Source organism: Acinetobacter sp. YH12251 (genome assembly GCF_013417465.1).
GTDB lineage: Bacteria > Pseudomonadota > Gammaproteobacteria > Pseudomonadales > Moraxellaceae > Acinetobacter > Acinetobacter amyesii.
On sequence record NZ_VPDZ01000002.1, the window covers coordinates 366659 to 381783 of the forward strand.

The window sequence follows — 15125 nt, forward strand, 5'->3', positions numbered from 1 at the left end:
GTAAGGAAACCATCTTGCGGAGCATTGCTCCTCACCGCAAAACTTGTTCACTAGTGTTTAATTATTCAAAGTACCGCAAAAATATTTTTGATTAGAAATAGTCCTATATCAAACACTTGCGGATGACGTTACCGCGTATCATTCTTTTATTTGAAGCAAATTATTTAACTGAGGGCTTAATTTCTCTTATATTTGAAAATAGCATGTACGACTAAACCAAAGACCAACCCCCAAAACGCGGAACCAATACCAAAAAATTGTACGCCCGATGCACTAAACAAGAAGGTGAGTAGAGCAGCGTCACGTTCACTCGCTTCTTGGAAAGCAATGACGATGTTGTGTCCAATGGTGCCTAGTAGGGCAATGCCTGCTAAAGCGGTAATAAATACCAATGGGAAAGCGGTTAAGAAACTCACTAAAGTGGCTGCAAACAAGCCCATCAAAATATAAAAGAAGCCACAGGTCATACCTGCGATATAGCGCTTTTTCTCATCGGGGTGGGCTTGGTCATCTAGACTGATGGCAGCACTAATCGCAGCAATATTGACACTAAAACATCCAAATGGCGCGAGTAGCGTTTGGGCTGTCCCAGTCCAACCGATCAGTTGATTGACGTGGGGTTGATAACCATAACTTTTAATCATGGCTAAACCCGGTAAATACTGAGAGGCCATATTGATTACAAAGAGTGGTAGCGCTAAACCCAGTATTGCTGAGATCGAAAATTCAGGTGTAACCCAAACAGGCTGTGCGAGTTCTAAATTAAGCGCCGGTAATTGAAAACCAAGTAATAATGGGCAAAGCATGATGCCAATGATCACCGTAATGACAATGCTATAACGTGGTAACAGTCGTTTACTGATGACATAAGCCGCGAGTAAACCCAGAACGAATGCCCATTCATTTTGTAAACTGACAAATAATTCAATACCGAATTTTAGAAGTACGCCCGCCAACATTGCACTGGTGAGACTTTGCGGGATATAGCGCAGTATTTTTTCAAAAATGCCTAAAAATCCGAGTACTGCTGTCAATAGGCCACAGACCAAGAAAGCACCTAGGGCGGCGTTCATGCTGTAACCATTTGCAGTCGCTAAAATCAGTGCCAGTCCTGCAGTGGACCATGAAGTCGCAACGGGATATTTAAATTTCCAAGACAGAATCAGCCCGCTTAAGCCGATACCCAAACCTAGAGCCCAAAACCAAGAGGTGATTTCTGCAGTGTTGGCACCGAGCAGTTGTGCAGATTGGATCACCAAAACAGCCGAGACACTGATCCCGACTAAGAACGTAATAAAACCTGCAAAAGCAGCTGGAATGGAAAAGTCTTGGAGTAGTTTTTGCATACTGATCGAGCTATGACTATTGTTGGCGCAGATTTAAGATGACATTTTTCAGGATGATACGCTCAAGTCCTGTACAGTAAAAGTGCTCATCGAGATATTATGGAAATACTTTATTTATTCACAAACGACACTTTAACAAACAGCACTTTAATAGAACGAATCGACAACCCACATTGTGGATGTTTAAACCATTCAAAAGTTTAAAGGCATATAGATTTTTAAGTAAAAAAACAGAAATACTTTGCCCATGTCGGTTACATGGTAGATGTCGCAAGCTTTAGACCAAATCCACAAAATAGAAGACCAACCGCTGCCACGCAGCATGCCGTAAATTTATAACGATGGCTAAAATAGGTGGCCAGTTTTGCACCCGAAAAGATCAAAATCGTTAAATAGCTCATACTGATAATTTGCAGCACGATCGCGAGTGTGGTGAATGTAATCGCAGGATATGGATATGCAGGATCGACGAATTGTACAAAGAACGATAAGTAAAAAAGAATGGCTTTAGGGTTTAAAATACTGATGGTTAATGCAGTCTTAAACGGTTTCAGTTCGCTCAAACTCAGTTGTTTGGTGTCGAGTTGTTCTGGCGTTTGAACGGCATTCCAAGTTTGGTAGGCAGCCTTGAAAAGTTTGATACCTAAATAACTTAAATACAGCGCACCCACAATTTTTAATAATAAGAATAACCAAGGGAAGGCATGAAGTAAGGATGCAGCGCCGAGAGCAGTGAGTAAGATTAAGATCAAATCGCCAGTATAAACGCCAAAAGCGCCTAAATAGCCGACCTTAATGCCATAGCGAGAAGCAACAGACATGACATAAAGTGAATTTGGCCCGGGTAAAATCACAATTAATATCGTACCAATAATAAAGGTCGTTAAGTCTGTGATTCCAAACACTGAAGACACTCTAATAAAAACCGAGGCTGTAGTATACAACTTCGGTTCTAGATGAAACTGAAAATTTCTAATTTATGCTTTTATTTCAGCATCTAAGCCAAAAGTTTGACGCAGTAAGCTACTTAATTGCTCACGTGCTTTAATAAAACCATCAATACCGCCTTGTAATAGTTGGAAAGACATTAAGTCTTTTTCAATTTCAGCTTTGAAAGTTTGCTTGTCGAGCACTTGTATGTCGTGTTGACAGTGTGCATGTGCATGATGATTAGACAGTTGCACTTCAACGGTACGCTGATCTTTTTCCAGTTCTGCCAATAAATTTGGTGAAACTGTCAATAAATCACATCCTGCTAAGCCGAGCACTTGATCAATACTACGGAAGCTAGCACCCATAATTTCAGTTTTGATGTCATGTTGTTTATAGTAGTGGTAAATCTGCTTAACTGATAACACGCCTGGATCTTTCTCAATCGGGTAGCTATCCACATTTTCAGCTTTTTTGTACCAATCTAAAATACGGCCGACAAATGGCGAAATCAGCGTGACTTGAGCATCTGCACAGGCTTGAGCTTGATGCAAACCAAACAACAGAGTCAGATTACAGTGAATGCCTTCAGCTTCAAGGGCTTTAGCGGCTTGAATGCCTTCCCACGTTGAGGCAATTTTAATTAAGATACGGTTTTGATCGATACCATACTGTGCATATAAAGCCAATAACTCTTTAGCTTTTGCAATGGTGGCATTAGTATCATAGGACAAGGCTGCATCGACTTCTGTAGAGACACGTCCTTCGATCAATTTTAAAATTTCTACACCAAATTTGACCGTAAGGATATCGATAGTGCGCTCAACCAGCTCATCGTTTTGATAACCTTCTTTACGCGCTTGTTCAAAAGCACTTTCAATCAGTTCTTTATTTTCAGGTTGATTTGCCGCTGCTGTAATTAAAGATGGATTTGTGGTCGCATCCAATGGACGGAATGTATTAATCGCAGCTAAATCACTGCTGTCAGCAACAATCGTTGTTAGGCTTTTTAATTGGTTTAACGCATTTTGAGTCATTTGAAATCTAGTTCTTAATGTTCTTGGTGTACATACTTTTATAACACAATCTGTTTAGAACCCAACCAAAAACCGCCTAATTAGGTGCTCTAAATCGTAGTTTTTCGTGAATTTCGGATGTGATTAATCAAAAAATGAGCAGCCGAGCCGAGTGGTTTTTCACGGTTCCAGACCAAGTCGACGAAATATTCAAATTTGGGTGTGAAATCTTGAAAGCTTAAAATTTTGAGTTGATCTTTGAGCGTCGGATTTTCATTAAACATCTCTAATGGAAGCACACCCCAGCCCAAACCTTGAATAATCATCGAACAAGCTGAGTGGTGGTTATCTGTACGCCAACTGTGTTTGGAAAATAACAACTCTGGTTTGATGCTTTTATCACGACTTGCAACCACGATTTGCCGGCTTTGCAAAATTTGCTCAAAACTGACTTGCTTAAATTTCGACAGGGCATGTTTTGTCGCAGCAACAGGAGCCAATGCTTCACGCTTCAATTCGACAAATTGTTCATAGCTCTCAAGCTGTTCACGTTCAAACATTAGAGCAAGCTGCGCTTGACCTTGTAATAGCATCTTTTGGGCATCTTCTTGAGGCGCAGAAAAAATATTGATTTGCAAAGATGGAAAATGAGTTTCTAGCAAAGAGATATAGTCGGTCCACTGCGTATGAAGCAGTTCTGATACCACCACGATATTCAGTGAAGACTCTAAACCATGACTCAGCGCAATCGCATGCTGTTTCCACTGATTGATTTCTATCAATAATTGTTCAGTTTTTTCATACAGGTTAAGCGCTTGAGCGGTGGGCACAGGCTCACGACCAACGCGCTCAAACAGTTTAAGGTTGAGATCAATTTCGAAATTCGCAATGGACATGCTGACAGCCGAAGGTACTTTGCCGAGTTGTCTGGCAGCTGCGGAAAATGATCCTGTTTCCATGACTATTTTAAAAATCATCAGTTGTTCTTGATTAATATTCATGTGCATACAGAAAAAATAAAGGAATACAACCTTTCAATAATATTGAAAGAACCTAACTCGATTAATCAATAATATAAAAATAAAATAAGTTTTTTACAAATAATAGAGTGTTTCAAAATGACGATTTCCAAGAGAAGGATTATTCATGCGCTAAGCTATGAGATCATCCTATTGGTGATCATTGCTATTGCTTTAAGTTTTATTTTTAAAGTTCCGATGGAGGTGACAGGTACGCTAGGTATTGCGATGGCGGTCACTTCTGTGATTTGGAACATGATTTTTAATCATTATTTTGAAAAATTTGAAGCAAAAAGAAAGTTAAAAAGAACCTTTGGTGTACGTGTTTTGCATGCGATTGGATTTGAGGGCGGCTTAATGCTTGCAACCATCCCAATGGTGGCTTATGCCATGCATATGACCTTATGGCAGGCGATTTTGCTCGATTTTAGTATGACCATGTGTATTTTAGTCTACACATTTATTTTCCAATGGTGCTATGACCAGATCGAAGCGTACCTAGGTTACCAACCACAATATCGTTAAATTTCAATAAGAAAATCACATTGGCCTGTATTGATAAGTACAGGCCTTTTTTGCATTAAAATAGTGCAAAAATTTACAAATAACAATATATAAAAACATAATATAACTATAAAAAATTATAATAATTACATAACTTTTAAATATAAGAACAAAGAATGTTTTTAGGATTTAATTAAAAAAATATGCAAGACAAGGAGTTAGCATATGAAATTGATAAAAATTGTCACACCTGTTGTTTTACTTGGGCTTACACAATTTACATTTGCAGATGGTAACTTTAAACGTTTTTCTGTATCTGCGGGTTGGATGCATGTGATGCCGCAAGGCAAGGCGAATCCTTTTAATATTCGTACTGCTGTATCTCCAGTGACTACAATTCCTGTTGGTACTATTTCTCTAGGTTCATTACTCGGATCAATAGATGGGGATGCACAAGTTCCAGGTTTACCAGAGGGTATGACAGGCAAAGACATATTATTTCCAGTATTTGAGGAAATGCTAGACCAGCCTGATGATTGGTATGCACTGGGTTTTTTGGATGAGGATGGTAATCTAGTTGCTACAGAATCAGGAGATGCTGAAATTAGAGGGCTTGATCAATGGACTAATCAGGGTACAGGCTTAGAAGCAGATGATGTAGATACTTTAGGTTTAACATTTAATTATTATATTAATGATAATGTTTCATTACAGATGATTGGCGGGATTCCACCTAAAGTCGATATTAAAGGTGTGGGTATTATTAATGCACCATTATCTGGAACTGCAATATTGCCACCAACTTCTATATTACAGATAGCGGGTATATCTGAGTTTGAATTAGCACAAGCTATTGAAATTACCAATCTTGGGGCACGTAAAAAAGCTTCTACAGCGCGTGCTTGGACACCGGCGCTTGAAGTTCAGTATCAATTCGGAAAATCAGGTGTGAATAAGTTCCGTCCATATGTAGGGGCGGGCATTATGTATGCTTACTTTAACGAAATTAAATTAGATAAAGGCATTGAGGCAGATCTACAAGTGGCGGGTCATATGATCCAAAATATGTTAGATGGAAAAGGTGGCGCAGCTCTAGATCGTAAAGTGAGTACTGATGCGAATGGTGATGCCTATCGCATGAAAGTTGATGTAGATACCGATACGGCTATCGCACCAATTGTAACCGCTGGTTTTACCTATGACATTACTCCTAGCTGGTATGGTGTTGCATCAGTGTCATATGCAAAACTTAATAATCAGGCAACGATTAAAGTTTTGAATGAAACGACTGGGCAACAGATGATTCATTCATCTACAAAAGTGGATATTGATCCATTAATTACTTATTTGGGTGTGGGTTACCGCTTCTAATGTATAGGTATAAAAAAACCGCTCATATGAGCGGTTTTTTTATAGTGCAGATTAATTATTTTTCAATAATCGCTGTTACGCCTTGACCACCCGCAGCACAGATCGATACAAGTACACGGCCTGAACCTTTTTGGTTCAATAGTTTTGCAGCAGTTGCGATAATACGACCGCCAGTTGCAGCAAATGGGTGACCTGCAGCAAGAGATGAACCTTTCACGTTCAATTTAGAACGATCAATTGAACCCAATGGTGCATCTAAGCCTAAACGTTCTTTACAGAATTTAGGATCTTCCCATGCTTTCAGTGTAGACAATACTTGAGATGCAAACGCTTCATGAATTTCATAGTAATCGAAATCTTGTAGCGTAATACCTGCACGTTCTAGCATACGAGGTACTGCATACGCTGGCGCCATCAATAAGCCTTCTTTTTTCTCTACAAAGTCAACCGCCGCTGTTTCTTGGAAAGTTAAATAAGCAAGAACTTCGTGACCGTTTGCTTTTGCCCATTCTTCTGATGCAAGAAGGACACATGACGCACCATCAGTCAGTGGAGTCGAGTTACCCGCAGTCATCGTACGTGCATCGCCTTTCCCAAACGCTGGTTTTAACTTCGCAAGTTTTTCTACTGATGAGTCTGCACGTAAGTTGTTGTCACGCTCTAAACCAAGGAATGGCGTAATAAGGTCATCGAAGAAACCTTCTTCATAAGCAGCTGCCATTTTTTGATGCGAAGATGCAGCAAGTTCATCTTGCGCTTCACGAGAGATACCCCATTCAAGCGTTGTAATTGCTTGATGGTCACCCATAGAAAGACCTGTACGTGGTTCACCGTTCTTCGGTGCATCCATCAAATCTTTAACATTAATTTTAGTTAATGCTTTAAGGCGATCTTTACCTGTTTTTGCGATGTTCAGTTCAAGTAGTGCTTTACGTAAACCATCACCAAAAGCGATCGGTGCATCAGAGGTTGTGTCTACACCACCAGCAACACCCACTTCGATTTGACCCAATGCGATTTTATTAGCAACCAAGAAAGCTGCTTGTAAACCTGTACCACATGCTTGTTGAATATCGTAAGCAGGTGTTTCAGGAGCAAGTTCGGTATTGAGTACACACTCACGGGTCATGTTAAAGTCACGACTATGTTTTAACACGGCACCAGCAACAACTTCACCAAGGCGTTGACCTTGAAGGTTGAAACGTTCAACAAGACCATTTAATGCAGCTGTGAACATATCGCTGTTCGATGCAGTGAAGTAAGCGCCGTTAGAACGAGCGAAAGGAATACGATTACCACCGATAATAGCAACGCGGCGAACTGTGTTTTGACTCATGGTATTATCCTGTTGAACAGACGTTTGAGTTGTTGATTTTGAAGCTGTTTTAGGGTTTGAAGCGGGTGTCTTAGTACGTGTAGATACACGACGAGGACGGCTTATTTTAGCGGCATCACTTGTAGACTTGGTTGCTGTGCCCGTACTTTTAGCGGTACGCGGCGTACTCTTTGATGTATTTGACACAGTTTCCGTAGTCGGACTTTCGACTGCTGGATTTTCTTGAGTTGTTTTGCTCATAAGGCTTTTCCAAGCATGTTGATGATCTTCTTGACGGCTACATTAGCATATTCACCAAAGGGGTAAATTGACTAAAATGACATTCGCTAAAGCATTCAGGTCAAGCCATCTGCGGTTTAACTCAAGTATGATTCCATGGAAACTGATGGAACTATTGAAATATAAGTATCTGACATCATCTTGAAGTTAAAGGGATATCTTCAGATCCATCAAAAATTAATCTGTATGAGAGATAATAAACATGACTGATCAATACCAAACATTTGCAAAATCTCCTATTGGTAAATTTGTCATCAAAAATTTAGGTTTACCATCACCGACTTTTTTAGAGCGTTTTGAGTCTGCAACACCTGTCGTTAAAGGTGCGGTTTTATTCGGTGCAGCGCCTGCTTCAACATTATCTGGTGCTATTGCACAAGTCTTGGCAAATATTCATGCCAATAGCTATGCAGGCAATAATGCTGAATTACAACAAGCTGCTGCCAAGTCTGGTTTAAACCTAAGTGCATTTAATGAAGGCGATAAAGAGTCTAAGTTTAAAGTTGTGGTATTTGATGCTTCAGGTATTCAAAACTCAGAACAACTGCATGCCTTATATGCATTTTTTAACCCAATCGCACGTCAAATTCAGGCGTCTGGTCGCGTTGTCGTTGTTGGTACAACACCAGAGACTGCGAAAACTGTGAAACAAGCCATTGCACAACGTGCATTAGAAGGTTTTGTAAAATCAGTGGGTAAAGAGTTTAAGAAAGGGATTGCAGCACAATTAGTTTATGTGGACGAAGGTGCTGAAGCAAACTTAGAGTCTGCGCTGCGTTTTGTTATTTCACCACGTTCAGCTTATGTATCTGGTCAAGTAATTCGTGTTTCGAAAGCAGATGTTGTGGATGTTGATTGGAATAAGCCGCTTGCAGGCAAAACAGCTGTTGTAACAGGTGCAAGCCGTGGTATTGGTGAAGCAATTGCACATGTCTTGTCACGTGATGGCGCGCATGTCATTTGTTTAGACGTTCCACAGCAGCAAGCAGACCTTGACCGTGTTGCAGGTGAAATTGGCGGTTCTACGCTAGCGATTGATATTACTGCAAGCGATGCAGGTGAAAAAATCAAAGCTGCGGCAGCTGCCCAAGGTGGTTTGGATATCATCGTGCACAATGCCGGAATTACCCGTGACAAAACTTTGGCCAATATGAAGCCTGAGCTTTGGGACTTGGTGATTAACATTAACTTGTCTGCGATTGAGCGTGTAAATGATTACCTTCTTGAAAATGATGGTTTTAATGCAAATGGTCGTATTGTTTGCGTATCTTCTATTTCAGGTATTGCAGGTAACTTAGGTCAAACCAACTATGCTGCTTCTAAAGCTGGTGTGATTGGTGTGGTTAAATTTACTGCTCCATTATTGAAAAATGGCGTAACCATTAATGCTGTTGCTCCAGGCTTTATTGAAACGCAAATGACTGCTGCGATTCCATTTGCAATCCGTGAAGCAGGTCGTCGTATGAACTCGATGAGTCAAGGTGGTTTACCTGTAGACGTTGCAGAAACGATTGCGATGTTTGCTTCAACTGCATCGACAGGCTTGAACGGTAATGTGGTACGTGTGTGTGGTCAAAGCTTGTTAGGGGCTTAATACATTCCTCTTAAAATTCCCTCTCCTTTTAGGAGAGGGCTAGGGAGAGGTAAAAATTTGCTATAAATGAATGGGTCTAACCCTCATTCTAGCCTTCTCCTTGAGCTATATATGGCGCAAGAGAAGATGCTTTTAAAACATTGAAATAAAAACTTCCAAAGGTTTAGTATGAATACTCGCCATTTTAGTCAACTTCCAAAACCTTATTTAGCCTATCCAAAAGTGATTCAAGGCTTGATTTTTAAAAAGCCTAAAGCTGAAAAAGTGCTGCCGCAAGTTGAATATGTGGTGGATTCATTTAAGGTCGATCAAAAACATTTAAAAGCTTATAACGAAGTCTGTGGCTTTAAAAACAATGGTTATATCCCAGCGATGTATTTGGCTGTGCTTTCTCAAAGTTTGCAAATGCATATGATGACTACGGAAGCTTTTCCATTTGCGATCTTAGGTTTGGTACATATTCGTAACCAAGTGAAGCAATATCGCAAAGTTGGTGTAAATGAAACACTGTCATTGTCATGCAAATTTGGTGAATTACAGCCACATGATAAAGGCGTGCAATTTGACTTTATTACCACTGCAAAAGTGGGCGATGAAGTGGTTGTAGAATCATTAACCACGTATTTAGCACGTCAAAAAACCGAGAACAAAGCTGCGGCAAAATCTACCGAAACAAAGTCAGCTGAGTTGCAAGTTCAAGCTGAATGGAATGTTTCTGAAAATACCGGTCGCCGTTATGCGTTGACTTCTGGTGACTTTAACTTGATTCATATTCATGCTGTGACAGCTAAAGCGTTTGGTTTTAAACAAGCCATTGCACATGGTATGTGGAGTAAAGCCAAAGCCTTGTCGAGCTTAACTTTGCCAGATGCCTATGAAGCAGATGTCTGGTTTAAACTGCCGATGTATCTCCCATCACAAGTTGAGTTTTTAACGGCTCAAACTGGACAAGATACCGAGTTTGCAATTCGAAATAGCAAAAACAAAAAACCGCATGTCGCGGGAAGTGTGAAAGCACTGTAAGATTTAAGCCTAAATCGATATCGGTTTAGGCTTTTTTGTTTTAATCTCAAGCGATTCATATTCAAAGGAATGATGATGCAGGCGCTCAAAGAATATCTATTTGCACAGAAGAATAATTATCAAGGTACGGTTGACGAGGCGTTTCAAGATTTGGCGGCGCAATTTAGCCGTATGCAGGATGCTCGAACCCACTTAGGCGGAGCCGCCTTAGTGGTGTATTTTAAAGGTCAAAAAGTCGTGGATATTTGGACCGGTAAAAAGTCAGCCGAAGAAGCTTGGCAGTCCAATACGCCCTCGGTCTGTTATTCCACGGGTAAAGGTGTACTTGCAACGCTTGCACATATCTTAGTGAGCGAAGGCTTTCTAGATTACGATACTCCCGTTGCCGTATATTGGCCGGAGTTTGCTCAAAATGGTAAGTCGGATATCACATTAAGGCACATGCTGAGTCATCAGAGTGGTTTATACGATATTCGTAATATCATTCAAACAGCATCTGAAATGGCTGATTGGTCACATATGCTTAAAGTCATCGAACAAGCTAAGCCACGTTTTGAGCCATCAACTGATGCAGCATATCAACCGTTAACCTTCGGTTGGCAAGTCGGTGGTGTACTTGAAAAGGCCACAGGTCGACCGCTTACAGAATTGATGCAACAGTATTTGGTTGAACCTTTAGAGTTGGATCATGCTTTTTTTGGTGTACCAGAGCATCAACTTGGTAAGGTTGCACGCTTGATTCCGAAAAAGAAAAAAGAAGAACGCACTATAGATGCTTCTGTTCAAGAAAATACCCAAGCGCAGACAACGAAAAAAAAGACCGAGACACGAAAACCGTCAATCTTTGATCAGCTCCTGCAAATTTCAGGACAAAATTTGCAAGACTTTCAAGATGGTATGATTCCAAAAGGAATGCGCAAGTTTTCATTTTTTAGTGATGAGGGTTTGCAAGCCATTATTCCTGCGGCAACAGGCGTATTTAGTGCTAATAGTTTAGCGAAAATCTATGCAATGCTAGCCAATCATGGCCAGTGGCGAGGACAGACCTTAATCACACCACAAGTTTTTGAATCTTTAAGTAAAATTCAATATAAAAAACGTGATCGTATTATGCCTTTACCGATGAATTGGCGTTTGGGATATCATCGAATTTTAACTTTAGGTAAATCTACTGAAGGTTTTGGACATATTGGTTTTAATGGTTCTGGGGCCTGGTGTGATCCGCAGCGTGATTTAAGTTTTGCTTATACACATAACTTTGCGACGGGTTCAATCACCGGCGATTATCGTTTATGGGGCCTAACTCAAGAAACCTTACGCTGTGCAGATAAAGTATTAAAAGGTCGTAAAGGCTGGATTTAAGATACTTCGGAATAGAACAGAAATTGGGGAAATGTGAAAAATATGCTATTTTCCCTCGCAGTTTTAGACTGCTGTGATATCCCTATGAAAAAAGTTGTTTTGATTCCCTTAGTCGCAACGTCGGCAATGTTGGGTTGTCAGGATTCAACTCAAACGAAATCAAAGGAGATAGAAGCAATTACTGCTGAAAAACAGCAAGCTGCATGGGTCGGTAATTTTAAAGGTACAACACCTTGTATGGGCTGTCTTTCTCGTTGTGAAGATTGTCCCGGTATGGCTGTGGCTCTTGAGCTACGTGAAGACCAAACCTATACACTTACTCGTGAAAGTCTAAGTGGTCATAACGAAGTAGAAGTGCTAAAAGGTGTAATTCGTTTTAAAGATGAATCAAAGCAGCAGCTAGAACTCATGAATGTGCAAACGCGCAATCTTTTGTATGTAGATTTGGATCAGCAATTGCTAGAAATTCGTGAAGACCAGACGGCGAAACGCTATCAAATGCAGAGTGATTTCCTTTTAAATAAAGCAGTTTAAGCATTCGTAATTTATATTAAATTTGCATGATCATTGTGATAGCTCAAGATCGGATTTTTATTGTCCAAACTCTGCCATTTATTTCACTATTAGACAAAAAAACAGTATGCTTACACCTGTAAAAAGGAGCATACATGTATCAAGTACTTGCACGAAAATACCGTCCACGAAATTTCATTGAACTCGTGGGGCAAAACCATGTGTCACGCGCACTTACCAGTGCCTTAGAACGTGGTCGGTTACATCATGCGTATTTATTTACAGGTACTCGTGGCGTGGGTAAAACCACCATTGCCCGTATTTTGGCAAAATGTCTGAACTGTGAAACGGGTGTAACATCAACGCCGTGTGAAGTCTGCCCAACGTGTAAAGCAGTAAATGAAGGCCGTTTTATTGATTTAATTGAAATCGATGCGGCATCACGGACCAAAGTTGAAGATACCCGAGAGCTTCTCGACAACGTTCCTTATGCTCCAACCCAAGGTCGCTTCAAAGTTTATCTAATCGATGAAGTGCATATGCTCTCTACGCATTCATTTAATGCGTTATTAAAGACGTTGGAAGAGCCGCCAGAGCATGTGAAGTTCTTATTTGCAACCACAGATCCACAAAAATTACCGATTACTGTAATTTCACGTTGCTTGCAATTTACTTTGCGTCCTTTAGCGGTGGATGAAATCACATCGCATCTGACCGATATTTTACAAAAAGAACAAATTCAAGCGGAGCAAGATGCGATTTGGCAAATTGCTGAATCGGCTCAAGGTTCACTGCGTGATGCATTGTCACTAACTGATCAAGCGATTGCCTATGGTCAAGGTTCAATTCAGCACCAAGATGTTAAAGACATGTTGGGCCTAATTGACCGTACGATCATTTATGATTTGATTTTAGCCATTCATCAAAATCAGCGTGAACGCGTGAGTGCTTTACTCATGCAATTCCGTCAACAAGCGCTGGATGTTTCGCTGGTATTAGATCAGTTGATTTCAACGTTACATGAACTGGCATTATTACAATACTTGCCAGACTTAGCGTTGAAATATAGCGCTGAGATCAATCAAAAAATTATGCAATTGTCGCAGTTAATTTCAGCTCAAGATTTGCAGTTGTATTATCAAGTCGCATGCAAAGGTCGGGCAGACTTGCAGTTGGCAGTCACGCAAGAGCAAGGTTTTGAGATGTGTGTGCTACGTCTATTAGCATTCCGTCCTTTGCAGCCGAACGAAATATTGGTTTCTGCTGTACAGCAAGAATCAGCCGCACAGCCACCGCTTGCTCAAAATCAAGTTAATACAGTTCAGCCGACTCAAACACAGTCTTTGCAGCAACCCAATACCGTTGTTGAGTCTGCTGCACAGGTTGCCACTGTTGAGCAGCCTGAAGCTGTACCCGCTGTAGACACATCGCCAGCTTTCGATGATTTTGATGATTCACATTATGATGACGATGATGGCTATGTTTCTGCACCTGTAGTCGATGAACCTTCATCTGATGATTTTTTAGATGATCCTGAAGAAGACGCAATAAGCCAAATTTCTACAGCATCTACATCAAATGGCACTCTAGATACGCAAGAGGTTGCACCGGTTGAGTCTGTATCGACACAGCAAAATGACACGCTTGTTATGGATGCCGTGGCAGAAGATACATTATTTGATTTAGATCCGATGCCGAGTACTGAAACTGAAGAAGTTGATGTGAGCGCTATAAATTTTGAAGATATTGCACCTTTAGAACCAACAGCTTTAGAGTCAAAAAGTGTAGAGCCTGAAACAGCTCATCCACATTTGATAAATGCCATTGAACCACAACATGTGGTGAATGAATCAGTTTCGGGTGCTCAAGGCGACAATGGTTTTGATCTAGCATCACCACAAGTTACGCAAAGTTCCGTTTCTTCGGATGCTGTTCAAACGGGTTCATCTTCTACCTTGATGCCACAAGATATTTTGACTTTACAGCCTCAAACCCTTGAAGGTGAGTGGACGGTCGAAAAGTGGGAGTATTGGTTCCGAAATAGTCAACTTTCACCTGCGGTACAAGAGTTGGCGCAGCATGGCATTATGCGCGGTACGATTGACGGTGAATCGACTTTCCATATTCCAAAGCGATACGAAGCTTTAGTGACTCAATTACAGCATGTATTGGAACAAGCCATTCATGCACAATGGTCAAAATGTCGTTTCCATATCAGCTTTGAAGATGTCGAAGAAACCACACCGTATGCTTTACAACATGTCCGCAAAGAAAAAGCCTTTGCACGTGCAAATGAGTTATTACATGCAGAGCCTGTAGTGAAAGATTTGCTCAAAAGCTTTGATGGTGAGTTGCAAAATATCCAGCTCAAATAAGTTTTAAGCTGGATATAAAAATTAAAGTAAAAACTGAGTTAAAGCATCTCGCATATCTTCGGGTATCGAGGTGCTTTTTCGTGTTTGGCGATCAACAAACACATGCACGAAATGTCCTTGGGCTGCAGCCTCATTTTGTCCTTGTTTAAAAATAGCCAAGTCATAGCGCAGTGAAGAATTACCAATTTTTTCAATCGCAACTCCAACTTCAATGATTTCTGGATAGGACAGTTCTTGTAAAAAGCTGCAGGCTGAATCGACCACTAAACCGATGATCGGGGTATTTTGCAAATCAAAACCGGCATGTTGAATCAAGAGTGCATTTGCAGCGGTATCAAAATAGCTGTAATAGGTGACATTATTGACGTGGCCATACATATCGTTGTCTGCCCAACGCGTTTGGATTGGAAATAAAAATCGATAGTTTTGGCGGCGTTTAGTTTCAGGTTTCATCGTT

The 15125-nt window shown here is 40.6% G+C and carries 13 protein-coding genes; 7 read left to right on the plus strand and 6 right to left on the minus strand.

Annotation, left to right across the window (positions count from 1 at the left end):
* Positions 1-176 precede the first annotated feature (176 nt).
* The 4 genes from FTV27_RS02480 to FTV27_RS02495 all read right to left on the minus strand — a co-directional run bounded on the left by FTV27_RS02480 (position 177) and on the right by FTV27_RS02495 (position 4293).
* Positions 177-1346 carry a benzoate/H(+) symporter BenE family transporter gene (locus FTV27_RS02480; RefSeq protein WP_180076977.1) on the minus strand — a complete coding sequence of 390 codons (1170 nt, stop codon included), beginning with the start codon at positions 1344-1346 and terminating at the stop codon, positions 177-179.
* Between the two features lie 254 nt (positions 1347-1600).
* Positions 1601-2251 carry a leucine efflux protein LeuE gene (leuE, locus tag FTV27_RS02485; RefSeq protein ID WP_180076978.1) on the minus strand — a complete coding sequence of 217 codons (651 nt, stop codon included), beginning with the start codon at positions 2249-2251 and terminating at the stop codon, positions 1601-1603.
* A 72-nt stretch (positions 2252-2323) separates the two neighbouring features.
* Positions 2324-3313, minus strand: a complete 990-nt coding sequence (gene tal / locus FTV27_RS02490; protein ID WP_180076979.1) for a transaldolase — start codon at positions 3311-3313, stop codon at positions 2324-2326.
* Positions 3314-3402: 89 nt separating this feature from the next.
* The gene (locus tag FTV27_RS02495) at positions 3403-4293 is read right to left on the minus strand and encodes a LysR family transcriptional regulator (protein ID WP_180076980.1); all 891 of its coding nucleotides are present in this window, start codon (positions 4291-4293) and stop codon (positions 3403-3405) included.
* Positions 4294-4410: 117 nt separating this feature from the next.
* Here FTV27_RS02495 and aceI point away from each other — a divergent pair, with 117 nt between their 5' ends.
* Positions 4411-4836 carry a chlorhexidine efflux PACE transporter AceI gene (aceI, locus tag FTV27_RS02500; protein WP_078191799.1) on the plus strand — a complete coding sequence of 142 codons (426 nt, stop codon included), beginning with the start codon at positions 4411-4413 and terminating at the stop codon, positions 4834-4836.
* Between the two features lie 204 nt (positions 4837-5040).
* The gene (locus FTV27_RS02505; protein WP_180076981.1) at positions 5041-6186 is read left to right on the plus strand and encodes an OmpW family protein; all 1146 of its coding nucleotides are present in this window, start codon (positions 5041-5043) and stop codon (positions 6184-6186) included.
* Between the two features lie 55 nt (positions 6187-6241).
* On the opposite strand, the gene FTV27_RS02510 is transcribed toward FTV27_RS02505, so the two are convergent.
* Positions 6242-7762 carry an acetyl-CoA C-acetyltransferase gene (locus FTV27_RS02510; RefSeq protein WP_180076982.1) on the minus strand — a complete coding sequence of 507 codons (1521 nt, stop codon included), beginning with the start codon at positions 7760-7762 and terminating at the stop codon, positions 6242-6244.
* Between the two features lie 241 nt (positions 7763-8003).
* On the opposite strand from FTV27_RS02510, the gene FTV27_RS02515 reads away from it, so the two are divergent.
* The 5 genes from FTV27_RS02515 to dnaX all read left to right on the plus strand — a co-directional run bounded on the left by FTV27_RS02515 (position 8004) and on the right by dnaX (position 14668).
* Positions 8004-9395, plus strand: coding sequence for a 3-oxoacyl-ACP reductase (locus FTV27_RS02515; RefSeq protein ID WP_180007894.1), 1392 nt, complete (start codon positions 8004-8006; stop codon positions 9393-9395).
* 168 nt (positions 9396-9563) lie between these two features.
* Positions 9564-10418: a MaoC/PaaZ C-terminal domain-containing protein gene (locus FTV27_RS02520; RefSeq protein ID WP_180076983.1), complete on the plus strand. Its 855-nt coding sequence runs from the start codon at positions 9564-9566 to the stop codon at positions 10416-10418.
* 75 nt (positions 10419-10493) lie between these two features.
* On the plus strand, positions 10494-11780 hold the full coding sequence (locus FTV27_RS02525; protein WP_180076984.1) for a serine hydrolase: 1287 nt from the start codon (positions 10494-10496) through the stop codon (positions 11778-11780).
* Positions 11781-11864: 84 nt separating this feature from the next.
* Positions 11865-12314 (plus strand): copper resistance protein NlpE N-terminal domain-containing protein, encoded by a 450-nt coding sequence (locus tag FTV27_RS02530; RefSeq protein ID WP_180076985.1) that lies wholly within the window; start codon positions 11865-11867, stop codon positions 12312-12314.
* A 134-nt stretch (positions 12315-12448) separates the two neighbouring features.
* Positions 12449-14668 carry a DNA polymerase III subunit gamma/tau gene (dnaX, locus tag FTV27_RS02535; RefSeq protein WP_180076986.1) on the plus strand — a complete coding sequence of 740 codons (2220 nt, stop codon included), beginning with the start codon at positions 12449-12451 and terminating at the stop codon, positions 14666-14668.
* 21 nt (positions 14669-14689) lie between these two features.
* Here dnaX and FTV27_RS02540 read toward each other — a convergent pair whose 3' ends face one another.
* On the minus strand, positions 14690-15121 hold the full coding sequence (locus FTV27_RS02540; protein WP_180076987.1) for a thioesterase family protein: 432 nt from the start codon (positions 15119-15121) through the stop codon (positions 14690-14692).
* Positions 15122-15125: the final 4 nt, after the last annotated feature.